This is a genomic window from Candidatus Magnetaquicoccus inordinatus, assembly GCF_004217665.1.
In the GTDB taxonomy this organism is placed as follows: Bacteria; Pseudomonadota; Magnetococcia; order Magnetococcales; family Magnetaquicoccaceae; genus Magnetaquicoccus; species Magnetaquicoccus inordinatus.
Genome location: NZ_RXIU01000011.1, coordinates 14,431 through 38,756, shown reverse-complemented (window position 1 = coordinate 38,756; position 24,326 = coordinate 14,431). Strand labels below are relative to the sequence as shown.

The 24,326-nt window shown below is 53.3% G+C and carries 23 protein-coding genes; 8 read left to right on the top strand and 15 right to left on the bottom strand.

From position 1 onward, the window contains the following. Positions 1-229 precede the first annotated feature (229 nt). Positions 230-1,540 carry an ion transporter gene (locus EJP87_RS02160; RefSeq protein WP_193771067.1) on the top strand — a complete coding sequence of 437 codons (1,311 nt, stop codon included), beginning with the start codon at positions 230-232 and terminating at the stop codon, positions 1,538-1,540. A 126-nt stretch (positions 1,541-1,666) separates the two neighbouring features. Next, a complete protein-coding gene (locus tag EJP87_RS02155) occupies positions 1,667-2,185 on the top strand; it encodes an NfeD family protein (RefSeq protein WP_130470219.1) in 519 nt (172 codons plus the stop codon). Between the two features lie 6 nt (positions 2,186-2,191). On the opposite strand, the gene bioD is transcribed toward EJP87_RS02155, so the two are convergent. The 3 genes from bioD to EJP87_RS02140 form a co-directional block, all read right to left on the bottom strand. Continuing rightward, positions 2,192-2,803, bottom strand: a complete 612-nt coding sequence (gene bioD, locus EJP87_RS02150; RefSeq protein WP_130470218.1) for a dethiobiotin synthase — start codon at positions 2,801-2,803, stop codon at positions 2,192-2,194. Positions 2,804-2,807: 4 nt separating this feature from the next. Beyond that, positions 2,808-4,772, bottom strand: a complete 1,965-nt coding sequence (locus tag EJP87_RS02145; RefSeq protein WP_130470217.1) for an ATP-dependent helicase — start codon at positions 4,770-4,772, stop codon at positions 2,808-2,810. Positions 4,773-5,116: 344 nt separating this feature from the next. Continuing rightward, positions 5,117-6,871, bottom strand: coding sequence for a chloride channel protein (locus tag EJP87_RS02140; protein ID WP_130470216.1), 1,755 nt, complete (start codon positions 6,869-6,871; stop codon positions 5,117-5,119). A 136-nt stretch (positions 6,872-7,007) separates the two neighbouring features. Here EJP87_RS02140 and EJP87_RS02135 point away from each other — a divergent pair, with 136 nt between their 5' ends. Continuing rightward, on the top strand, positions 7,008-7,358 hold the full coding sequence (locus EJP87_RS02135) for a hypothetical protein (protein ID WP_130470215.1): 351 nt from the start codon (positions 7,008-7,010) through the stop codon (positions 7,356-7,358). 187 nt (positions 7,359-7,545) lie between these two features. On the opposite strand, the gene EJP87_RS02130 is transcribed toward EJP87_RS02135, so the two are convergent. The 3 genes from EJP87_RS02130 to recF form a co-directional block, all read right to left on the bottom strand. Further along, the gene (locus tag EJP87_RS02130) at positions 7,546-9,405 is read right to left on the bottom strand and encodes an oxygen-binding di-iron domain-containing protein (protein ID WP_130470214.1); all 1,860 of its coding nucleotides are present in this window, start codon (positions 9,403-9,405) and stop codon (positions 7,546-7,548) included. 82 nt (positions 9,406-9,487) lie between these two features. Beyond that, positions 9,488-9,958, bottom strand: coding sequence for a hypothetical protein (locus EJP87_RS02125; RefSeq protein ID WP_130470213.1), 471 nt, complete (start codon positions 9,956-9,958; stop codon positions 9,488-9,490). After that, on the bottom strand, positions 9,958-11,097 hold the full coding sequence (gene recF / locus EJP87_RS02120) for a DNA replication/repair protein RecF (protein WP_130470212.1): 1,140 nt from the start codon (positions 11,095-11,097) through the stop codon (positions 9,958-9,960). Before recF ends, EJP87_RS02125 begins: the two co-directional genes overlap by 1 nt. 906 nt (positions 11,098-12,003) lie before the next feature. On the opposite strand from recF, the gene mgtE reads away from it, so the two are divergent. From mgtE to EJP87_RS02105, 3 genes are all read left to right on the top strand, one after another. Then, a complete protein-coding gene (gene mgtE, locus EJP87_RS02115) occupies positions 12,004-13,383 on the top strand; it encodes a magnesium transporter (protein ID WP_130470211.1) in 1,380 nt (459 codons plus the stop codon). Positions 13,384-13,385: 2 nt separating this feature from the next. Then, positions 13,386-14,372 (top strand): CorA family divalent cation transporter, encoded by a 987-nt coding sequence (locus tag EJP87_RS02110; RefSeq protein ID WP_130470210.1) that lies wholly within the window; start codon positions 13,386-13,388, stop codon positions 14,370-14,372. A gap of 63 nt (positions 14,373-14,435) precedes the next feature. Further along, positions 14,436-14,882 carry a type IV pilin protein gene (locus EJP87_RS02105; protein WP_130470209.1) on the top strand — a complete coding sequence of 149 codons (447 nt, stop codon included), beginning with the start codon at positions 14,436-14,438 and terminating at the stop codon, positions 14,880-14,882. Positions 14,883-15,029: 147 nt separating this feature from the next. Here EJP87_RS02105 and EJP87_RS02100 read toward each other — a convergent pair whose 3' ends face one another. From EJP87_RS02100 to EJP87_RS02060, 9 genes are all read right to left on the bottom strand, one after another. Beyond that, entirely contained in the window at positions 15,030-15,239 is a 210-nt protein-coding gene (locus tag EJP87_RS02100; RefSeq protein WP_130470208.1) for a hypothetical protein, read from the bottom strand. Next, on the bottom strand, positions 15,236-16,042 hold the full coding sequence (locus EJP87_RS02095) for a hypothetical protein (protein ID WP_193771066.1): 807 nt from the start codon (positions 16,040-16,042) through the stop codon (positions 15,236-15,238). The genes EJP87_RS02100 and EJP87_RS02095 overlap by 4 nt, the downstream gene beginning before the upstream one ends. A gap of 246 nt (positions 16,043-16,288) precedes the next feature. Then, positions 16,289-17,422 (bottom strand): DNA polymerase III subunit beta, encoded by a 1,134-nt coding sequence (dnaN, locus tag EJP87_RS02090; RefSeq protein ID WP_130470207.1) that lies wholly within the window; start codon positions 17,420-17,422, stop codon positions 16,289-16,291. A gap of 41 nt (positions 17,423-17,463) precedes the next feature. Next, positions 17,464-18,801 carry a chromosomal replication initiator protein DnaA gene (dnaA, locus tag EJP87_RS02085; RefSeq protein ID WP_130470206.1) on the bottom strand — a complete coding sequence of 446 codons (1,338 nt, stop codon included), beginning with the start codon at positions 18,799-18,801 and terminating at the stop codon, positions 17,464-17,466. A gap of 17 nt (positions 18,802-18,818) precedes the next feature. Next, positions 18,819-19,103 carry a PilZ domain-containing protein gene (locus EJP87_RS02080; RefSeq protein WP_153188649.1) on the bottom strand — a complete coding sequence of 95 codons (285 nt, stop codon included), beginning with the start codon at positions 19,101-19,103 and terminating at the stop codon, positions 18,819-18,821. A gap of 29 nt (positions 19,104-19,132) precedes the next feature. Then, positions 19,133-19,438, bottom strand: coding sequence for a hypothetical protein (locus tag EJP87_RS02075; RefSeq protein WP_130470204.1), 306 nt, complete (start codon positions 19,436-19,438; stop codon positions 19,133-19,135). Next, positions 19,435-22,071: an alanine--tRNA ligase gene (gene alaS / locus EJP87_RS02070; RefSeq protein WP_130470203.1), complete on the bottom strand. Its 2,637-nt coding sequence runs from the start codon at positions 22,069-22,071 to the stop codon at positions 19,435-19,437. Before alaS ends, EJP87_RS02075 begins: the two co-directional genes overlap by 4 nt. 7 nt (positions 22,072-22,078) lie before the next feature. Further along, on the bottom strand, positions 22,079-22,555 hold the full coding sequence (locus tag EJP87_RS02065; protein ID WP_193771065.1) for a regulatory protein RecX: 477 nt from the start codon (positions 22,553-22,555) through the stop codon (positions 22,079-22,081). Continuing rightward, complete coding sequence (locus tag EJP87_RS02060; RefSeq protein WP_130470201.1) at positions 22,552-23,328, bottom strand: arginyltransferase; 777 nt, start codon at positions 23,326-23,328, stop codon at positions 22,552-22,554. The genes EJP87_RS02065 and EJP87_RS02060 overlap by 4 nt, the downstream gene beginning before the upstream one ends. A 182-nt stretch (positions 23,329-23,510) precedes the next feature. Here EJP87_RS02060 and hslV point away from each other — a divergent pair, with 182 nt between their 5' ends. Further along, on the top strand, positions 23,511-24,038 hold the full coding sequence (hslV, locus tag EJP87_RS02055) for an ATP-dependent protease subunit HslV (RefSeq protein WP_130470200.1): 528 nt from the start codon (positions 23,511-23,513) through the stop codon (positions 24,036-24,038). Beyond that, the coding region (locus EJP87_RS02050; protein ID WP_130470222.1) for an AAA family ATPase at positions 24,039-24,326 on the top strand (288 nt) is incomplete at its 3' end.

The following is a 24,326-nucleotide window of genomic DNA, read 5'->3' as shown; positions in this document are numbered from 1 at the left end:
GCGCATTTTTGCGCCAATTCGTACAGCATCCCCATGGGGGGAGAGTTGGCGAGCCAGCACGAACCTGAATAGTTACCGCTGCGCAAACAAAAAGAATGCGTAAAATTGTCTTGCGGAAGCCACCTGGAAACGGCACAATGACCCGGCTTTGCTTGCTATTTGCAACGGAGAGCTGCAGACTTCTCTGTGATTCGCCATCTCACCACCCTTTGCAATGGAAAATCTACCCATGGCCCTGCCCTTTTTCTATCCGGACAAGCGTTTCAAAAGAACCTGGAACTTCGGCATCTTCCTGGGCATGTTTTGGTTTACCCTGACCGTACCCATCAAAATTGTCTTGCCCGCTGCTGAATTGGCCGACTGGATTCTGACGATAGATAAAATCATCACCCTCTTTTTTCTGGTCGATATTCTTATTAACATGCGTACTGCGGTCTATGTCGCCGGCGAACCAGTGACCAGCTCCAAATTTATGCTGGAAACCTATCTGAAAGGCTGGTTCACCATCGATCTGCTTTCGGCCATCCCTTTCAGTTTGCTTGCCGAAACCGCCGGATATGCGCAATGGGGCCCCCTGCTGGGACTGTTTCGCCTGCTGCGTCTGCCAAAAGTGCCACGACTGCTCAAAGAGGCTGGTGACTTCCTGCCCATGGGCACCTTTGAACGTACAGCCAATATGCTCTTCTGGCTGGTTCTGGCGATCAATACCGTTGGCTGTGCCTGGGCCTATGTCTATCCCAACGATGGCACCCTCGACATGCCAAGCTATTTCTATAAATCACTCTACTGGGGCGTGACCACACTCTCCTCCACCGGATATGGTGACATCACTCCCAGCGATAATCCCGGTCGCTTGCTTGCCTCTACCGTCATGCTCCTGGGTGTGTTATTCAACGCCTTCATTACAGCCAGCATCTCCTCCATTGTCTTTCAGGCCAACGCCTATCGCCTCAAGCAACAGGAAAAGCTGGTCAATCTGGCCTCTTTCTTCAACCAATTTGGCGTACCCAAAGAGTTGCAAAATGCCATCTTCAGCTATTATGCCCACTCCGCGACTGAAAAGGCCGTCAACAGCAAAGAGATCATCGAAAGCCTCCCCGATGCCTTCCAAAAAGAGGTGCTGCATAGTATCAATATGCACATGATCGAACAGGTACCCCTCTTCAAAGGCACCTCACGTGAATGCCTCTCCGCCTTTGCCGGCGTGTTGATCTCAGAAATTTTTAACCCAGGACAGGATATTATAGTCCACGGAACCATCGGTCAGGAGATGTTTTTCTTGCAACATGGCATCGTCGAAGTGCTGACCGCAGAAGGCTATCCCATCACCCGTTTGCGCAATAACAGCTTTTTCGGTGAAATAGCCCTGCTCGGAGGGGTCAAACGTACCGCTACCATCCGCGCTGTCACCATCTGCGATATGTATCGATTGGAAAAATCAGACTTTGATCGCATCATGGAGCAGTTCCCGGATGTCAAACAACGGTTGACTGCGCAAAGCAGCCAACGCAAAGCACCAACCGCTCAGAATAAAAAATAGTTGGCAACGGTCACCCGCTACCATGGACGAACAGGCATCAACATTGCGCAAGGGGGGTGGATGGTTCACCCCCCTCTTTTTGCCCTGTCAATCAGCCGTTGATCCCACACTGGAAAGCAATCCCGTATGAACCACCCACTCTTCGCTCTACTCAATCATCTCAACCATTGGCACTGGGGGCTGCTCGCCGCCGCCTTGACCCTTCTGGAGCTGTTGCTGCCCATCTCGCTGTTTCTCTGGATGGGAGTGGCCGCCGCCGTGGTCAGCGGAACCCTCTTCTTTTGGCCCTCGATCGGCTGGCAAAGCGAAATCATGCTCTTTCTCTTCATCTTTGCCGCCTCAACTGCCCTCTCGCGGATGCGCTTTGTCCGCCCAAAAATAGCTGTGCGTCCCCTGCCAAAACCTCCGCAAGCGGTGACGACGCATCGCGCCAGTCAATATGTGGGACGCCTCTTTACCCTCACCCAGCCCATTCGTGATGGTGTGGGAACTCTGCAAATCGGTAATACCCTGTGGACCATTCGCGGCCTGGATCTCAGTGCCGGCACCCAAGTCAAAATTACCGGCTTTGAAGGCTCTGTCCTCGCCGTTGAAGCCCTGGAAGAGCAACCATCCCGTCATAACGATGATCTGGGTTGGCCATAGCAGCTTTCAAGATAAAGAGAGCTCAACGCGCATGAACTGCGACCAGGAGAACGGCTGCAACCACGGCAACTCCGCCAAAATTTTTACCTGGCCATATTGGGCAATGGCCCGACGGTTTTCTGCATCCGTCGGCCCATTCAAAATCACCCCTGCCACCTCTAAACCATAATGACGCAAACAGTGCACACTCAACAGGGTATGGTTGATCGTTCCCAACTGCGTCCGCGCCACCACAATGACCGGCAAGGCCAACTGCACCATCAAATCAATCTGCAATTGCTTGTCATTCAAAGGCACCAAAACGCCACCCGCCCCCTCGACAATCAGGCAACGGCTCTCCTGCGGCAAATGCAGCCTCTGCAAATCGATCTGCACCCCCTCTCTCTCGGCCGCTTCATGCGGTGAACGCGGCAGTGCCAGGCGGTATACCGAATCATGAAAAAACTCTCCAGGCAGAGCGGTCAAACGACGCACCATCTCCAGGTCACCCTCTTCGCCAGGAGCTGCCCCCGACTGCACCGGTTTCCAATAGGCTGCAGAGAGCTTTTCCATCAACCATGCCGACACCACCGTTTTGCCGACCCCGGTATCGGTACCGGTTACAAAATATCCCCGCATCTCTCTAACGCCTCGCCCATCCACTAAAAGGCTTACGTACCGTCAATTGCTGTCCTCCGCGCTTCTCCAGCACCTCCGGCGGCACCTCCTTGAGAAAACGTGATGGCATGGCCGGCTCGCCCCGATTCATCCACATCCTGCGCCGGGCATGGCTTAAATAGAGGCGCTCCTGGGCACGGGTCATGCCCACATAGAGCAAACGCCGCTCCTCCTCCAAACCACCCTCTTCCATCGCCAACTTGTGCGGCAACAATCCCTCTTCCATACCCACCAAAAATACCACCGGAAACTCCAACCCCTTGGCTGCATGCAGGGTGGATATGATCACCCGTTGCTGTGTCTCCTCCTCTGCATGCGCCCGTGGGGGATCCGCATCCAAAGCGGCCTGTTCCAAAAAAGTGCCCAAATCACTGGTCTGTGCCAATAAAGTCTGCAGCTCCTGCAGGTTGTCGCGACGATCCCCCTCTCGATCATCCACCTGCAAAGAGGCCAAATAGCCAGAGTTCTGCAACACCTGCTGCAACACCTGATCGGCCGATGTCGTTACCGCCAACTCCCGACCGGCATCAATCACCGCCAAAAACTCTGCCAGACTTTTGCGTGCCCCAGTTGCCAACAACCCCTTTTCGACCACCTGTCGTGCCCCCTCCAGCAGAGTGAGCGCTGCCAACTGCGCCTGCTCCTGAATCACCCGCAAGGCGGCTGGTCCCAACTTGCGGCTGGGGACATTGATAACCCGTTCAAAAGCCAGATCATCCCGTGACATATAGACCAAACGCAAATAGGCCACCGCATCGCGCACCTCGGCACGATCCATAAAACGTAAACCACCGACAATCCGGTAAGCCACCATCTGCCGGTTCATCGCCTCTTCCAGCAAACGGGTCTGGTGAGAAGTACGAACCAATACCGCTACCCGACCATAACTGCCATCTCGACACAAACGTGCCGTCTCTGCCGCCACAAAGCGGGCCTCATCTTCGCCATCCTCGGCAGCATAATATTGTAAACGCGCCCCCTCTGCCCCCGATGTCCACAAGGTTTTACCCATGCGCCCCTGATTGTGATCGATCAATTGGCTGGCTGCCCGCAAAATATTGCCCGTTGAGCGATAGTTCTGCTCCAGACGCACCAACTGCATGACGGGAAAATCCTCTTTGAAACGCAGTATGTTGTCCAAACGGGCCCCACGCCAACTATAGATCGATTGATCGTCGTCGCCTACCACACAGACATTACCATGATGCGCCGCCAGACATTTGATCCATTCATATTGAATGGCATTGGTATCCTGATATTCATCCACCAGAATATATTGAAAACGACGTTGATAACTTAGCAAAATCTCCGGGTTTTCCCGCCACAACTGCAGACAGTTGGCCAATAAATCGCCAAAATCCATCGCGTTCAAACGGCGCAGCTCTTCCTGATAGGCAACATATACCGCCACCACCCGTGCCCGCTCGGCATCTCTCTTGATCTGTTGCGAACCAATTTGCTCTGCTGTCAGTCCATCATCTTTCCATCGGGAAAAGGTGTTGGCCAAACGCTTGGGCGTCCAAAACAGATCTTCAAACTGCAAGTGTGTGACCAGTTTTTTGACCACATGGAGCTGCTCATCGCTGGCCAAAATTAAAAAATCTGCCTGGTACTGTAACGAATCCGCATGCTGACGCAACATGCGGGCACCCATACCATGAAAGGTGCCAATCCACATCCGCCGCACATCTATGCCATCCCCTTGCACCAACTCAATGACACGATCACGCATCTCCCGCGCCGCCTTGTTGGTAAAGGTCACCGCCAATATCCGCTCTGGGGCCACCGCGCCATTCCGCAGCAAATAGGCCAAGCGTCTGGTCAACACCCGGGTCTTGCCCGAACCGGCACCCGCCAAAACCATGACCGCTCCTTGCTGGGCCTCTACCGCCTGTCGTTGCGGCTCATTCAAATCATTGAGTAAATCCATTCTACCCACTCTTTCTGTTCTGACTGGAAGCCAAATAAAACAGGCCCTCCCAATTATCTTTGCCGGTAACTATTCACCACCCAAAACAACTGCGGGTCCAGGGAGGGCACCTCCCTGGCCGGGTCCAGGGATGGAATCCCTGGGATTTTGCTTTTAATCTTTTGCTTTTGGCGCGCTTTACACATGAAGCCGACGCGCTCTTTGCGTCGGCGCGGCGCGCCTAATGGAAGCAAGCTGTGCGGATTGGCGCGTTATTTTGCGCCAATTCGTACAGCATCCCCACGGGGGTAGAGTTGGCGAGCCAGCACGAACCTGAATAGATACCTTTGCCGGAGCTTTTAGCGCTATAAATGGCCGGTCTCCCGCTCCACCAAAGCCTTGTTGTAGGCCCGTACCACATCCCGATCAGAGATCATGCCCAACACCCGTTCGGGCTGCCGGGCCGCAACAACAGGCAACTGCTCCAATCCAGCGGCTCCCATACGGCGCAAGGTTTCATACAGGGTATCCTCATCACTTACCGTCACCTCGGGTTGAATAACAATATCCTGCACCAAAACCAAATCTTCCATCCCCTCTTCACAAACCACCCCGCGAATATCGCGAAAGGTCGCCACCCCTTGCAAGCGTCCCACAGCATCCACCACCAGATAGCTCTCATCACGAGATTTGCTGATTTTTTCCCGTACCTGGCGAATGGTCATCTGCTGCAACAGCGGTTCACAATCGCGCTGCATCACCTCGGCCACGGTAATCTGATTGAGTACCCCCGCCTCCCGTCCCGACCATAGTTGAATATTTTTGCGTCGCAACACCCGTGTATAAATCGAATCGCGATAGACTTGACTGACCAGCAAAGTGGCAATGATTGAAGAGACCATCAGCGCCAACATGATGCGATAGTCACTGGTCAGCTCAAACAAGATCAAAATCGAAGCCAGTGGGGCACCCAAAACCGCTGCCACCATCGCCCCCATGCCTACCAGGGCATAGGCACCCGATCCGGCAGAAAGCTCTGGAATCCAACCATGTACCACCGTCCCAAAACTGCCTCCCACCATCGCTCCCAAAAACAGCACCGGGGTAAACTCCCCGCCCACAAAACCACTGCCCAAGGCGATTGCCGTGGCTATGATCTTGGCAAAGAGCAGGACCAATAACAGCAACCCCCCCATCTCCTCCAGCAGAGCCAGATTCATGGTGTCATATCCAACGCCCATCACCTGCGGAACCAACAAGGCAATTCCACCAACCAGCATCCCCCCCAACACCGGCTTGGCAGGTCGTGGCAAGGGTAAACGAGTGAGCAGATTTTCTGTCTGAAAAAGTGTGGACATGAACAATATACCGGTTAAACCACACAACAGACCCAAGCCCACATAGGCCGGAATCTCCCAGGCAGATACCAATGTATAATGGGGGACGATAAAAGCGGGATAATCACCCAAATGGATGCGTGCCACCACCGTGGCAATCACCGAGGACAAGACAATCGGTGAAAAGGTAGCCAGACCATAATCGGCCAAAATCACCTCCAGAGCAAACATCACTCCGGCAATCGGGGCGTTGAAGGAGGCCGCAATACCTGCCGCCGCCCCGCAACCCACCATGGTGCGCATATGGCGCACCGTTAAATTTAACCTCTGCCCCACCGCCGAGGCCAGAGTTGCCCCCAAATGAATGACCGGCCCTTCCCGGCCCACCGATGCGCCGCACCCCAGAGACAAAGCGCTGGCCAACATCTTGACCAACCCCTCGCGCAACCCCAGTTGCCCATTATGCAACGCTACCGATGCCATCACCTCCGGCACCCCCTGCAGACCAGCACGCGGCAACCAATAGTGAACCATGCCACCGACAATCAATCCACCGAGCATCGGCATCAACAGGATCTGCCACCAAGGCAATCCCATAATGATCATTACCACCCCTTCATGTCCGCTACCCATGAACAGGCTCTGAAACAGACCAATCAAGCCACGAAAAACAATGGATCCATACCCAACCAGCAAACCAATGAATACCGCAACCACCGACAACACAATATGCTCATTGAGACTGAACAGGGTAACCAAACGTCGATACAGTGAAGGTAACATGGCACTCCTGACAAAAGGCAGGCAATTCGGGCTTCAGTTTCCCGGCAGGATAACCGATATAAACTCTGTCAGAGGTATGGTAGTCCTCCGACACCTGTTGCACAAGCATTATCGAAAATAAAGGAGAGAGGCTTTCATGATCATCAGCGGTGTGGGATCCAACCTGGCAATGCAGGGTGTGAACGATTTGAACATGCAGAATAATACCACCCTGCCATGGTCATCTCGGCAAGATCAGGTCAGCTTTTCGCAAACTGCACGCGATTTGGCTGCCGCGCATACCAGCATCAGCAATCCGGCAGCTCTGCTCTCTGACCAACAAGTTCAGGTCAAAATGAGTCTGCTGGGAGATTTTATGGATATTCTCTTCGGACGCCAAGAGCAGGACAACACCACCTCGGAACAAGAAATTGCCAGCGCTGTTCTGGAAAAGCCGGTCAGCGAAGAGTCGCTGCAAATTTTGCAACAAAATGGCTGGATCGCCTGAAAGGCTGTGCATCCATTGGTCATCTATCCGGGAAACAGCGTTGCAGAGTTGTTTGGCTATTGCCTATCTGTTTGCTTTCCCTATCGCTCACCAAGCAGCGTCCTGCTGCCCGCTTATTCCTGATAATTCTTAAAATTTTTGCACACACTCTGCACGCAAGCTGGTTGCTGTCTACTGCGGCACAAGATCAATTACTGATCACTATCCGGTTGCGCCCCCCCTTTTTGGCTTGATACAGCGCCATATCTGCCCGTTCCATAACATGCTCGATTGGCTCCTGTACCGTCCGAAAAGCCACACCACCACTGATTGTCACCTGCCGTTCCTGCATCGGCGCTTCAAACTGCAGTTGCTCTATCCGGGCACGAATACGTTCGGTGATGGTTACCGCAATCTCCCGCGTGGCCCCAATAATGAACAATACCAACTCCTCTCCACCCAATCGGACCGGCAAATCGACACTGCGGCTGTTATCCACCAGCACCCGTGCGACCCGACGCAACACCTGATCACCCATGCCATGCCCAAATTGATCATTAACCGACTTGAAATGATCCACATCAAATGCCGCCACCGCAATGGTCGCCTCGGGATCCCGATTGTGAATCTGGCATAAACGTACCAACGCCTCCTGCATATAGTGACGGGTATACAATCCCGTCAAAGCATCCCGTATCGATCGCTCATAAGCCTGTTGTCGCTCCGCATCCATTACCCGCAACAGCGACTCCCGCTCTACCGCCACTCCCAAAGGCAGACTCAACTGATCGACAATGCGAATCAATTCCTCATCCAAAATGACCGCCTCGGTCAAACGCAAAATCGCCAAGGAGCGCACCATATCGGTCTGGCTGGAAAACAGCGGCAATACCAAACCATGTATCTGCTGCGTCTCACCAGGAATCTCCAAAGCGCCCGCTGCCAGAGCATGGACATGTCCTGTACAACGCTGCCACCACTGCTGTCGCGACATCCCCAACAAGCCATGACAGGCTTGGGGAGGTGTCGCCCGAACTCCGTGAAAACGACTTTCTGGAGCCATGTGCAGCGGTTCGCCTGACTCCATTTGCGTATAAAATTCCAAACCGACTACCGGCAATAACGGCGCTGCCAACTCCAGAATACGCTCCACCACTTCGGCAAAATCCCGATACACCATGATGGTTTGCATCATCTCCCGCAACATCCGGTTCAACTGCGACAGACGCCGATAGTCGGAATTGGTGTGGGTCAACAAAAACAGACCGCAATCCAAACCTTTCAGTTGGTTGATCACAAAAGATATTAATGGCTCTGGAATCAGTGAACCATGCTGGGGTGCCAACAAACGCAACGGCAACTGCTCCAGATTGCTCATGCCGTGGGCTAAAATATCCCGGCTGGGCATATAATGTTCATGAAAGGTCCGTATCGACTCAAAACAGCTTTCATCTTGTGCAAACAGAGCGGCATCCGCCGATAAACCACCAAAAATATCGCTGGAAAAGAGAATGCCGCTGCTGACATCAAAGGTACAAAATGCACCAGGAAAATGCAGATAGGGAGTAAAGATGAACTGTAACAGACGTCCGCCCAGATCCAACTGCCAACCCATCTGTTCCACACAACGAAAGGGTAAACGTCGCAATCCCAAATGTTTGAGCAGAGTAATGGCACGCCAATGGCTGAGAATCTGCGCATCCGGGCGGAGGATCACCCTGTCCAGGTGAGGCAAAATCGCAGTAATATCGGGATCTTGATGGTGACAGATGATGGTACGCACCTGTGCCAGAGGAATCACCTCCTGCACCTTGCGCAAGGTTTCAGGAAAGGTTAACGGGGAACCGGGATCCAGCAAAACCGATTGATCTCCCCATTCAATCAAATAGGAATGACATTGAAACGGATCCCCTGGCAAGCGGTGACCTACCCACCAGATATGCGGTGCCAAGGCGATGGCATGATCCAACTGCTCTGGAGCAAGCGCCTGCGACACCTTTTTTCCCCCAGAGTGGCGACTGCCAATGACCCATTCGGCTGTTGCATGAGCCGGATCGCGTTCCTTCATGATCGGTCCCCTTCCTTTGAGAACAGTTCCCAAACGATCAGTTTACACCGGCGTAACAAGAAATCGCAAGCATTTCATCCCATCACCGCACTGCCGCCAACAACTCTTGCCAGCGTTCTGTTTCATAATGTTCCACCTCAACAACCCGGCGAATGGGAATCTCCGTCAACCACACATCCTCCTCTTCCGCTTCCCACAAAATTTCATAACCATTGCTTTCGATCAACTTGGCCAACTCCAACAAAGCGGTCAGCATGGCCCGTTTTTTGGCCAGAAACTCCTGTTCATAAATATGCCGCAACCAACCATCTGCCTCCTCGTCCGCCAACTTCTGCCACATCCAGGTCACCGGATGGTCATACAAGGTATTTTTCCATTGCCGTTCCAGCAGGGATTTATCGGTTGTCTCTTTGGCAATTTTACCAATAATCAACCAAATATCGGCTCCCGGCTCGCCGGTTAAAAGATGGATCTCTCCAAAGGCAAAAGGTTGTTCATGACGATGCTTCTGAAACCACTGCGCAATTTTCTGACATAACTCGTCTGCTTCCATTATCCCTGTTCTCCCCATGATGTTGCTCCAGCAAGCGCTTGTACCACTCCTTCCCGCACCCAGAAGCGCTTGACCGCACACTCTTGCGGCCATACCATCCCATCCTCAGCGCAGACAGCTATAAACAGTTGATGCGCTGTCCCTGCCAAAATCTGCAGTAAGCGCCGCACCCCCTCCTGATCCAATTCCGTTGCTGGATCATCCAACAGCAACAAAGGAGGCTCTCCCAACCGCTCTTGTAACAGATCCGCCTCGGTCAACTTGAGTGCCAATAAAAAGCGCTTCTGCTGCCCACGTGAGGCAAAGCGTGCCAATATCTTTTTGCCCTGCCAAAATTGCGGATCATCACGATGCGGACCAATGCTGGTGCTGCCACCGCGTTGATCGCCCTGCCGACTGCGTTGCAACGCCTCACGGTATTGTTGCGCACGCGGCAACTCTCCTTCTGGCTCCTCTCCTGCCACGGTTTCACTGCTCAAGCGCCAACCATATTCCGACCCATCCAGTGCCAACGCCTGCAAATAACCCTCCATCCGCTGCACCATCAGACGCATCATCGCCAATCTCTCCTGGTAGATGCGTGCACCCAATGCAGCCAGTTGCTCCTCCCATGCCTCATATTGCCGACCATCACTGCACTGGCTGCGCAACAGATGGTTGCGCGCCCGCAAGGCGGTCTGATAATCTCGCACCAGTACAGCATGACTGCGCTGATGGGTAAATATGATCCAATCCAAATAGTTGCGCCTCTCCTCCGGCGGGCCTCGCAACAAAGCCGGGGCGTCCGGAGTCAATACCACTGCAGTCATTATCTGCGCCAGACCAGAAAGGGCTGCCACCCCCTTGCCATTCAAACGCACCTGCTGCTGTGCACCTTGCGTCATGAAGCTTAATTGATGCCGTAAACCTGCCCGCTCCACCTCCGCCTGCAAGGAAAAGCCTTCCTGACCCTGTCGCCGCATCACCACTGCCGAAGCTCGCCGAAAGGAGCGTCCTGTTGCCAACAAACCAATCGCCTCCAATACATTGGTTTTACCATGGCCATTGTCGCCCAGCAACAGATTGATCCGCGCATCCCACTCTAATGCAGCATGCGCCATATTGCGAAAGTGAGAAACCCGCAAACGTTCCAGTTTCATGATGCCATCTTCCAACACATATTCCGATCCAATCTGCTAAAAAATCATCAATCAATACGTCTTTGTAACTATTCAGCACCCAAAACAACTGCGGGTCCAGGGAGGGCACCTCCCTGGCTGGGTCCAGGGATGGAATCCCTGGGATTTTGCTTTTAATCTTTTGCCTTTGGCGCGCTTTTCACACTAAGCCGACGCGCTTTTTGCGTCGGCGCGGCGCGCCTAATGGAAGCAAGCTGTGCGGATTGGCGCGCATTTTTGCGCCAATTCGTACAGCATCCCCATGGGGGTAGAGCTGGCGAGCCGGCACGAAGCGGATTGGCGCGCATTTTTGCGCCAATTCGTACAGCATCCCCATGGGGGTAGAGCTGGCGAACCGGCACGAACCTGAATAGTGACACGTCTTTTTCAATGAATTGTCCGCTACAACCTCCTGCAGTATCTCTTCCAAAATCTACCATGGAAACCGATTCATAAAAAAATATGAAGTGAACAAAAATTCCCTTGGACAGAAACAGTGAAGTGGAGTAGAAGTAGCTCGCCTTGAGAATCCGCAGCGCAATATATCTCTCTCGCTTCAGGAAACTCGGTCTGGATCAACCCTGCACCCCAAGTGATCGCAAGGAGCGATACGCCTATTCTCTGACAGTCTTTTCCATACCCAACCGCACGGTCACAGCGGAAAATGTCCCTCACGAGCCATTTTTCCCGACCAGAAGGCTGAGCCTGAAAGATTCTGCCACCACGGATGCGTTTCAATCCAGCGGAAATCGTCACCTTGGCGGTGCAAGCCCTTCGTGAAACCAGGCCAATGAGAGCGCCGGATTGCTGCGCCCATGTGCCGCATGGGTTGGGACTAACAAGGTTTGGAAAATGAAATAGACTCTACTGTCAGAAAAGGAGGTCAACATGTCCGCTCCCCAAATGGACTCCCCAGTAAATCGCGAAAGCAGCTCCCCCGATTATGCGGAAACCATCAGTCGTCTGTTCCGCAAGCACTCCTTTACTGCACTGCAAAAGGTGTTATCCCGCCTGTTCCCTTCAGATCTGGCACGCATTCTTGATGGCTATACGTTTGATGAAGCTGCAAAAATTTTTTTCCTGATCCCCTCACACCGACTGGCAGCCAGCACCCTGAAATATGTAAGCAGCGATTTGCGCAACCATCTGATGCAAGAGTATGCCCCGGAAAAATTGCTGCCCATCCTGGAAGAGTTGCCTCCCGATGACCGTGCCGACATTATCGGCCATCTCGATAGCGCTCTGGCCAAACGGTTTATGGGTGGCCTCGATGAAGAGAGTATGCGCGAGGTGGAGGATCTGCTGCAATATGATGCCGATACCGCCGGCGGCTTGATGACCCCAGAATTTTTTGCCCTTTCCGTCGATACAACCGTCGGAGCCGCCATCGACGCCGTGCGCTCGCTGCCTTACTTTGAAATGGTCTTCTATCTCTATGTCCTTGATGACAAACGCCGTTTAGTGGGAGTCAGCTCGCTGCGCCAGTTGATCCTGAATGATCCCAGCAAAACTCTGGCAGAGATCATGAATTCACGCACCATCAAGGTGTTGACCAATACCCCCAGCTCAGAAGTGGCGGAAATGGTACGTCGTTATCGGCTTCTGGGTGTACCGGTAGTCGATGATATGGATGTCCTGGTGGGGGTGATCACCGTTGATGATGTCATCAGCACCATGGAGCAGGATATCACCGAGGATGTCCTGAAAAGTGCCGGGGCCCCACCGCCAGAGGTGGTGCACCACTCTTTGGCGAAAAATTTTTCCATCCGTTTGCCGTGGCTGCTTTTGGCTCTGCTTGGTGCCCTGCTCACCGGTGCAGTCATCCATTATTTTACCCCCTTGCTGGAAGGCAAACTGATTCTGGCCGCATTTCTGCCTCTGGTCATGAACATGACCGGCAACATGGCAACCTCCACTGCCGCCGCTTCCGCCAAGGCTTTGGCCAATAAAGCGGCACCAACAGGCGCATTCAAACGTCTGTTCCTCATGGAAACCAGCATCGGTTTGGTTCTGGGCAGCCTGAGCGCTCTGCTTGGTGGCCTCGCCACATGGCAACTGTTGAAAAGCAGCACTCTAGGGCAAATTGTTGCTATCAGCATCCTGATTAACTCTCTTCTCGGCATTCTGCTGACACTGTTTTTTGCCAAAACCTCTGAACGCTTGCGCAGCAGACCTGAATTTTTCTCTGGACGCATTTCCAGACCACTGCTGGATCTGCTTGGCGTAGCAATCTATTTCTCCATCGCCAAAGTGATGCTGGGAGGTTAGCCATGAGTGCCAATCCATGCCCTGTATATGCCTATCTACTGGACGGCCTGGGAGGAGGACGGGAAATTGGCTGGAAGGAGGTCAATGAGTGGCAAGCCAGCGAAGGCATCCTCTGGCTGGTTGGTCGGCCCAGCGGTGGCGAGACCCAACGCTGGCTGCGCCGCTCCAGTGCTCTGCCCCAGGAGGCACTGGAATCGATGCTCTCTACCACCAATAATCGGCCTCGCTGCATGACCTTCCGCCAGGGAACCCTGTTGACTCTCCTGGGCATGAACCAGTCACGACAAACCTCCGATGAAGAGTTGACCAGCATCAGCATCTGGATTGACTCGCACCGCCTGATTGCCATGCGTTCGGCACCAACCCACAGTTTTGAGGATATTCGCAACAGTCTGCAACCTGGGGAGGGGCCAACCAGACCAGATGATATTCTTTCACATGCTGTGCAACGCATTATTGCCCGTCTGGAACCGCTGGTCCTCAAACTGGGTCGTGATGTCGATGATCTGGAAGATGCCATTCTTCTGGACCAGAAAACCCATGTGCAACAAGAGCTCATCGCCTTGCGCCACCGTCTGATTATTTTGCGCCGCCAGTTGGTGCCGCAACATGAAGCGCTCTCCATGCTGCAGCAGCGCCGCTCCTGGATCAATGAAACCAACCGTCAGGTATTACAAGAAACGCAAGGACGTTTGCAGCACCAAATCAATGATCTGGACTCCACTCGTGAGCGTGCGGTACTCATGCAGGATGAGATCACCAACAATCAAAACACCAAACTGAACGAAACCATGAAGATTGTCGCCGTATTCACGGCCTATCTCATGCCGTTGAACACCATCACCAGCCTGTTGGGTACCAATATCGAGGGGATCCCTTTTCAGGCCGGATCAGAGCATGCCTATGGCTTTACCTTGGAGCTGTTGTTGCTGGTCTTTGTAATGGGAGTCAGCTTTTTTATCTTCAAGAAGAAAAAGTGGTTTGACTGATACCGTTCACCTATTGCCTACACCACTTGTTTGTCAACTGCAATAAGTAGGGAGCACCTGAGTATGATGGCTACCGCTATCCCCTCTTCTGCCAGTGAGCAGGAAAACTGGTACAGCAGTACCTTGTTTTGGAGCATATTGATTATTCTGTTGATCTTGGGGGGCAACTTTTATTACGAATTCCCGGATGTCATGCTGGTCGCCAACCGGGAAGATGGGCGGGCGACCTTGCTGGAGGTAGTGGCCAAACAGGATGACTATTTTGCCCAGCACCAAAAATATGCCACCACTCTGGAAGAGTTGGGCTATACCGAGGTAAAAGATTTCTCTATAGAATCGCCCAAGGGGCTCTATCGCATTTGGATCAATGAGGGAGATGGCAGCTTTTATTCTCTTTCCGCAGAACCACAAAATGAACAGACCGGCGACAATAAATGTGCCCCCTTGACCTATGCCAGTAAGGGGCGCGCCAAAAGCGCCAAAGGCAGCAACGGCAGCGCCTGTTGGTAGCCATTTTTCAGGGTTGCCAAAATAGTCTCAGGATAAAAAGGCCAATCCACTCCCGCCAGCGATACGCTGCGCGGGGGTTGTTGATAAAAAATCTGGGAAAAACAAACCCTCTGTTTCCTGGCAAGCGGGCTTGATGAGCAACGGTGGCTAACGTGCAGCGGCAAGCACACGGCGGAATACAGGCGCTCCGTATAAAGGCAGCTCACAGATAATACGTGTCTTTTCTGCGATCTCTCCATAAGGATCATCTTGAATGGCAGTGATCAAAGGCTCCCAATCGCGCATACGTCCACGCGCCAAAATATCTTCAATGGCTGCCAGAGTAAATTTTGCATGTGTCAGGTGTCTGTGCTTCATTGTTTGAGCCCAGGAAGTGGCGAAAATGGCGACATGTGACCCGAGGTCAGTGCATCGCTACATGCAGCGATCCTCAACTGCGTCTGCTGAGCTTCCGGGGAAGAATCAACGCGCAATGCTTGCAAACAAACATGCAGAAGCTGATCGGAGAGCTTACCGCACACTTCAGATACATAGCTCCAGTGAATAAACGGTGGCTGAACACCCTTGTATTCGGCGAGATCAACACTTTCAAGATCATATGGTTGCGGTGCGGCAAGCTGCACTACCAATTGTGTGCGTACAATCCATGGATCGTTGCCCTTTTGCGGATACAGCTCATCCATGCTCCACAAGGCCTCGGCGGCACTCTCCATTCCAATGTGCGCTGCCAATGCGGACAAATCCAGATAATCCCGCGTAGCGTTGCGTTCAAGACACAAAAAAGCCTTGATGCGTAAGGTTTCCGGCAAAGTTGGCAAAATTACATCATATTTTCCGACACGCATCATGGTTGTCTCCAAAGGCTGTGCACGGCGTAATTGCCGCACGCCTGTTTCAACACCATCCAGTGATCCCAGAATCAAAACCGGCCTCTTAACCCGCGCCGTTTCCCAACCGGCAACAGACTCCAGTTCAGTCAAAACAGAGTCAAAACGCTCCTTAAGATCGGAAACAATATGGTCATGGTCGAAGGAAAAACGATGCCCCGCGTAAAGTGCCGAGGCCGTCCCACCCACAAGCACAGCATCCGGTAATACACTCTGCAAATGGCATAGTGATTTCAGCACCTCTTCCCATGCTTGGTTTAGCTCTTGTTCCATCTGTCACCATACCATATAAACTAATCGGCAAGGCATGTACTGTTGATACCTGTGTGGGCTGGGCTGACCAGCTTGTTTTTCCATCATGGCTTTTGTTCCCTGACGAAAAACCGCTGCCCGCCTGCTCTGGGCACCCTTTGCCCTTTTGCTTGCACTGTTTTGCGCGCCAGAAAAACCATCCCGGTGGATGAAGAATATCTCTTGCACAGACTCCTCATCACCGGGCCAGCTCCTGGCAGACAACCTTTATATCCGCATCGGCATCAACACAAATTGCGTCCCCAATTGATAAGGGTCGGTCAACAACACCGGCTGCTCCTCATTGTTCAAGAGAAAACTGACCTCTTCCCCCTCCATCACCGATAAAAATTCCCGTACATATCGGGCGTTAAAACCAACCATCAAAACATCTCCCCCCTCCAAGGTCACCTGCATCTCCTCTTCCGCTTCTCCCTGCTCGGTATTGTTGGTGCTGAAGCGCATCACCCCATCGGCAATCTCCAAACGAATGCCACTGGTCTTTTCCATCACCAAAACCGACACACGACGCACCCGGGCCAACAACTCCTCACGGTTGACCGTCAAACGCATCGGTGGATTGCGCGGCAATACCTGCCGATAGTCGGGATAACGCCCCTCTACCAACTTGGCAATCAACATTACATCCGGTCGCTCGACCTGAATAAAATCACTATCCAAAATCAACTCGACCGGCGCATCCTCCTTTTCCAACAGCCGCAATATCTCATGCACCGCCTTTTTGGGCAGGATCAGATCACGCTCCTCCTCCGGCATCTCTCCTGTCAATTCGCGCTCGACACACGCCAAACGATGGCTGTCTGTGGCCACAACACGAATCCGTCCCGTACCTCCCGTTGCTGTGGCTCCCGGTATCACATGCAAAAATACTCCGTTCAAAACAAAGCGCGTCGCATCATCCGACATGGCAAAATGGGTCTTGTTCAACATCTCTGCCAATAAACCAGAATCTACAGTCAAACGGTATCCCCCCACCGCTTGCGGAATCTCTGGAAACTGCCCGGCAGACAACGTGGACAACTCAAACTTGGCCCGGCCACTGGTCAAACGCAAGCGATCACGATTGTCGGTCCGCAATACCAGTTCCGACCCTGCTGCCAACTCATTGACAATATCATACAAAGTGCGCGCATTGACCGTAATCGCCCCTGGCTCGACAATCTCAGCCACACAGCGCGTCCGTACCGAAACCTCCAAATTGGTCCCCTCGATCCGTAAATGATCCTCCTGGGTCTCCAACAACAAATTGCGCAAATTGGCCATATGGTGACGCGCATCCACCACCGTATGTACCCGCGACAACCCCTGCAAAAATGATTCACGGGTTATGTGAAATTCCATGGCTCTCTCTCTATCATGCTCGTCTGAATTTTCTTACCACCCTAACGGCGCAACATGCCCGTCAGCGTCCGTAACTCCTCAGCCAAATCGCTGTCTACGATCTGCTGCTCATCAATCTTGCGTACCGCGTGCATTACCGTGGTATGATCCCGATCACCAAATTGCTTGCCAATCTCTGGAAAGGAGTGCTTGGTCAACTGCTTGCACAAATACATGGCAATCTGTCGGGGATGACTGTATTGACGCGCCCGCTTCGCCGAACGCAAATCGATCACCCGAATCTGATAATATTCGGCAACCTTTTTCTGAATCTCCTCTATTGTTACCTGACGACGATCCACCGCACGCACCACGTGACGCAACGATTCCACCACCAAAGCCATCGTCACCGGCACCTTCTCCACCGAAGCCATGGCCAATACCCGTATCAACGCCCCCTCCAGCTCGCGGATGTTGCTCTGTATGGCATCGGCCAGAAAAAATGCCACATCATTCTGTAAATCAATCCCCTCAACGGCCGCCTTTTTCTTCAAAATGGCTACCCGTGTCTCCAAATCCGGCGCATGAATATCCGCCAACAATCCCCAACTGAAACGGGAACGCAGACGCTCCTCCAACAGCTCCATCTGCGCCGGAAAACGATCCGAAGAGAGAACAATCTGGCGATTTGTTTCATGCAAGGCGTTGAAAGTATGGAAAAACTCCTCCTGTGTGGACTTTTTGCCGGCAATAAACTGAATATCATCCACCAATAATACATCAATCGAGCGAAACAGCTCCTTGAAATCATGGACCCGCTGAAAGCGCAACGACTCGATCATCTGGGTCATAAATTTTTCCGAAGAGATGTATTGCACCTTCAAAGAGGGACGGTGTTCCAAGAGATGATTGCCAATGGCATGCAAAAGATGGGTCTTTCCCAAACCAACACCACCATGAATAAACAGCGGGTTATAGATCTTGGCTGGCTCCTCGGCAACCCGTGCCGCCGCGGCATGTGCAAACTGATTGCAACTGCCTACCACAAAAGAGGCAAAGGTGTAGCGCGGATCCAATCCCCCCCGTACCACCCCACTGGCTGGCGGCGCCAATTGCGACAAGAGCTCCGGGCTTGGCTCTTCTACCCCCCCCAACTGTTGTGGCGCTGCACGCAGCACAATCCGTATCGACCGCTCCGCCAACTGAGACAGCTTCTTTTCCAACAAAATTCCATAATGGTTGCGCACATAATCCACCGCCAAACCACTGGGAGCCAACAACTCCACACGCCCATCCGCCATCTCTGCACCAAGGCATAAGGGCTTGAACCACATATTGTATACCTGTGGTGTCACCTCCCCCTGAATGGCGGCCAGGGCGGCCAACCAATACTCCTCCATCGCGTCTCGCCTGCCGCCTACGAACCATCAGAGCGTTGCAAACGCAAACCGATCTGATTGTCACTCTGGTGCGCAACCAGACAGGTAAAACGCGATTCCCGACCATATAAACTGATGGAAATTTCCACAAGTGTATCCCGCGTTAACAACAGGGAGGTGTCATCGGCTACAAACAACATTCCCCCCAGATTCATGTTACCCAACTGGCCGCAGATCCGCCTGCCATCAGCCAAAATCATGGTGGCCGGATCATGGCTTAATACCCGATCCTCGCGCCGCTCCGCTTTATCCACCTCCATCATATCCTCCTTTTGCACAACATACCCACCGGCTACGCAACAATATCACCACGCAAGGCATCCTTGTGTCCTACCGGCAACACCCCTTGAAAACCATCATCGGGGTTGTAAAAATGGCGTACCGAACCTACCTTCCGATATTTGTCATAAAGCGTGTTCCATCCCTTCACATAGATGGGGCACTCGTCATTAAAACAAACCAGCATGATGTCGGTACAAAAGCCCATCCCATCTCCCCAATCGTTGTGGGTCGCCAACCATTTGCTCATCGGTTGTCCACAATGACGGCATGCCCGTTCATAGGGATTCACCACAGACTCCTTCTGCTCTTCACTCATGCTGCTTTCTCCTCCATCCACTCTGCTACTGCTGCCAAAGCCTCAGCCAACTGCTCCGGGCGACTCCCTCCACCCATGGCCATATCGGGTCGTCCTCCACCTTTGCCACCTACGCGACCCGCAACAAAACCTATCAACTCACCCGCCTTGAAACGAACATGCAAATCAGTGGTTACCCCGGCAATCACACTGACCTTCTCTCCCTCGCTCATCCCCAAAACAATGACCGCTGAACCAAAGCGCTCCTTGAGCCGGTCTACCATCTCCCGCAAATCCCGTACCTCCACCCCAACAACCCGGGCCGCCAACAAGCGTACCCCGGCCACCATGCGGCTTTGCGCAACCAAACCATCCAATACCGATCCGGCTACCGCGGCCTTGGCCTTCTCCAGGGAGCCCTCCAAAGTACGAATACGTTCCAACAACCGCTCCACCGCCTGTGTCACCTGATCGGGACGACTCTTTAACATTCCGGCCGCTTCGCGCAGCACCATCGACTCTTCCCGATAGCTCTCACGCGCCAAGGCACCACAAACCGCTTCGATACGACGAACTCCTGCCGCTACCGCCCCTTCCGAAACAATCCGCAAGAGTCCAATATCTCCAGAACGTTCGACATGGGTACCACCACACAACTCCATGCTCGAACCAATCTGTACCACCCGCACCTCATCGCCATATTTTTCGCCAAACAGGGCCACCGCTCCTGCTGCCACCGCTGCCGCCGGCGTCATAATCAGCGTACTCTGTGCCACATTGGCAAGAATGGCGGCATTGCATTGCCTCTCCACCTCTGCCAATGCCTCTGCACTCAAGGCACTGAAATGGGTAAAATCAAAACGCAACCGTTGCGGACCGACCAAAGATCCCGCCTGCTTGACATGATCCCCCACCACCTGACGCAAGGCATGGTGCAGCAAATGGGTTGCCGAATGGTGCAGACGTATCGACTGCCGACGTGCACCATCCACCTGCATCAACACCGGATCGCCCACCTGCAACATTCCCTCCTGCAGAGCACCATAATGGGCAAGCAAATCGCTCACCGGTTTACGGGTATCGCGTACCGCAAACAGCGCAGACTCTCCAGACTGTTTGCGCAGCATACCGCTATCGCCAACCTGTCCACCCGACTCGGCATAAAAGGGAGTTTGATTGACAATCACCATCCCCTCTTCACCCACCTGCAAACGCTCAACCGCCACACCATTGACCACAATTGCCTGAATGACCCCTTGGGCCTGCTCTGTCTCATAACCTAAAAATTCACTGGCTCCCACCTGCTCACGCAACTGATGGAAAACCGCCGCCACCTTTTCATCGCCCGACCCAACCCAGGCAGCACGTGCCCGCTGCCGCTGCTCCGCCATCAACTGGTTGAAACCATCCATATCCAAATCAATGCCACGATCACGCACAATATCGGCGGTCAGATCGATGGGGAAACCATAGGTATCATAGAGAGTAAACAGGGTCAGGCCGTCCAACTGGCCCGCAGCGGGCAAGCGCGCAACCGCCTCCTCCAAAATCTTCAAGCCACTGTCCAACGTTGCTGCAAAACGACGCTCTTCGTTTTCAATCACCGGCACCAGCACTTTGCTCTGGGCGGTCAACTCTGGATAAAAGTTGCCCATCATCTGACAGATCACCGGCACCAAATGGACCAAAAACGGCTCTGTCAAACCCAACATCCGTCCATGACGCATGGCCCGGCGCATGATCCGGCGCAATACATAGCCCCGTCCTTCGTTACTGGGTAATACCCCATCAGCAATCAAAAAGGAGATGGCACGCATATGATCGGCCACCACCCGCAACGAAACCATATGTTCGCCATGTTCTGCATCCACCGCAGCCAGACGGGCCGTTTCACGAATCAAAGGCTGAAACAGATCGGTATCAAAATTATTGCTCTTGCCTTGCAAAATGGCAGTCAAACGCTCCAACCCGGCACCAGTATCGATGCAGGGCTGCGGCAGTGGCATCATCGAACCATCGGCACGACGATCAAACTGCATAAAAACCAGATTCCAGATCTCCACAAAGCGGTCGCCATCGGCATCCGCAGAGCCTGGGGGACCACCCGCAATGTGCGGGCCATGATCATAAAAAATTTCCGAACAGGGACCGCAAGGCCCTACCGGCCCCATCGACCAAAAATTATCATTGCTGTCGATACGAATGATCTTCTCTTTCGGCAATCCCACCACCGTATGCCAGATCTCATAGGCTTCATCATCGCTGGCATACACGGTCACCAACAACCGTTCCACCGGCAAAGCCAAATCCTGGGTGACAAACTCCCAGGCCAAAGGAATTGCCCGCTCCTTGAAATAATCGGCAAAGGAAAAGTTGCCCAACATCTCGAAAAAGGTATGATGACGAGCCGTGCGTCCCACATTTTCCAGATCGTTATGTTTGCCGCCGGCACGCACACACTTCTGGGCGCTGACCACCCGTGGCCAAAGAGGACGCTCCTCTCCCAAAAAGGCTCCCTTGAACTGGTTCATGCCCGCATTGGTAAATAACAGAGTCGGATCATTGCGCGGCACCAGGCTGGAAGAGGCCGCTATGATATGGTCATGACGCTGAAAAAACGTCAGGAAGCGTTCGCGTATATCGTTGCCGTTCATCGTATTCCTATCTGATAAGCTGCCAAATGACCTCATCGTCAAAACCACGCCGCGCCAGATAAGCATATTGCCGCTTTTTCTGCTGGCGATTACCCTCCGCCGCCACTGGGGAAGCACTATCCGCAGTGCCGAAACGCTTCTGCAACGTCCGCTGTGCCAAAGATAACAGATCCTCTTCAGCCAATAACTCTGTCAGGGCGGCGCGAATCTCCTCTTCGCCCACATGCAGGGAGCGCAACTCCGCCGCCACCCAACGGGGTCCATAGCCTCCATGATGCAACCGATAGCGGGCCCGGGACAAGGCAAAAGCGCTGTCATCCAGATACCCCAACTCCTGACAACGCATACAGACCCGTTCACAGCAATCTGCTGCCACACCTTTTTGCAGCAAGCGCTGGCGCAACTCCCCTACTGCATAAGGGCGCCGTGCCAGCCAGCGCACAGCCTGTTCATAGGCAGGCCGATCCTCCTCTGCCAGGATCATGGCTCCCCCCCTTCCCATGCGGCACCACGCTCTCGATCACGTTCTGCCTGGAAGGGCAGCCATTGCCGACCTCGAAAACATTCCAAAGGCTGAAAACGGGATTTATAGAGCATTTTGCGACACCCGGCAATCCAGTAGCCCAAATAGAGATGCTCTCCACCCAATCCTATCGTCTCACGAATCTGCCATAATATCGCATAACTGCCCAAACTGCGCGCCGCTTCTTCCGGTGTAAAAAAAGTATAAACCGCTGAAAGCGCCCCCGGCAGCAGATCGGTTACCGCTACCATCAGCAAACGCCCTCCGGCACGAAACTCCACAAAGCGGGTCATCGACCAGGAGGCCAACAGATAATCGGTAAAATCATCTGGCAACGGATTGGCCATCGGCCCATCCCCATGCCGCTGGCCAATATAATCCTGGTATAATGCAAAGCGCTCATTATTGAAACCGGCAGGCAACACCCGCACTGTTAAATCCTGATTGCGCTGCCATATCCGCCGCCAACTGCGGCTCAATTGAAACGCATGTACCGGTATGCGCACCGCCTGACAGGCGCGACATCCCGGACAATAATGGCAATATACATGACCGCCACTGCGACGAAATCCCCGTTCCAACAAAAAAGCATAGAGCTCATCGTGCATCGTCGCCGCCGGATCGACAAACAGTGTCGCCGCCGAACGATCCGGCAGGTAACCACAGGGATGCGGCCGACTTAAATACAGGTTGACCGCCGGCGCATACCAAGGATTACCAATAACACTATTCATTGCCCTCTCCAAGCCGCACCGCTTCACACCTTGCAATCCGCTCACAAAACCGGCACCATTGCTCAAGCAGCATGGTTGGCGAGTTTGGCGAGTTTGCCAGCACCTTCGCTTCACTCCACCCCTCTTGCCAACTCTCTCTGCCTGTAGAGTAGATTTGACCGCTAACCGGAGTATTTCTATCCATGTTCAAAGGCACTACCATCCTGTTGGTTCGACGAGACGACTCCCTGGTCATGGCGGGAGACGGACAAGTCACTTTGGGCAGTTTGGTGGTCAAAGCCAATGCCCGCAAGGTTCGTCCTCTGCATGATGGAAAAATTTTAGCCGGCTTTGCCGGATCGACTGCTGATGCCTTTACCCTCTTCGAGCGCTTTGAAGCCAAATTGGCTAAACATGGCGGTAATTTAATTCGTTCTGCCGTCGAATTGGCCAAGGATTGGCGCATGGATCGCATGTTGCGCCGCCTGGAGGCCATGATGCTCACCGCTGATCGGCAATCCAGTCTGCTCATCAGCGGCACCGGTGACGTTCTGGAACCAGAGTTTGGTATTGCTGCCATCGGCTCCGGAGGTGCCTATGCCCAATCGGCTGCTTTGGCCCTCCTGCAAAATACCACACTTCCCGCCAGAAGCATTGCAGAAAAAGCGATGGAAATCGCCGCTCACATCTGTATTTACACCAATAATAACATAATAATAGAAGAGTTGTAAATGACTGAATTCACCCCCCGTGAAACGGTCGCGGAGCTGGATCGCTATATCATCGGCCAAAATGATGCCAAACGGGCCGTTGCTGTCGCCTTGCGCAATCGCTGGCGGCGCCAGCAATTGGAACCCGGCATGCGCGAAGAGGTCTATCCTAAAAATATCCTGATGATCGGTCCTACCGGTGTCGGTAAAACCGAAATCGCACGCCGTCTGGCCAAGCTCTCCGACGCCCCCTTCATCAAAGTGGAAGCCACAAAATTTACCGAGGTCGGTTATGTGGGCCGCGATGTA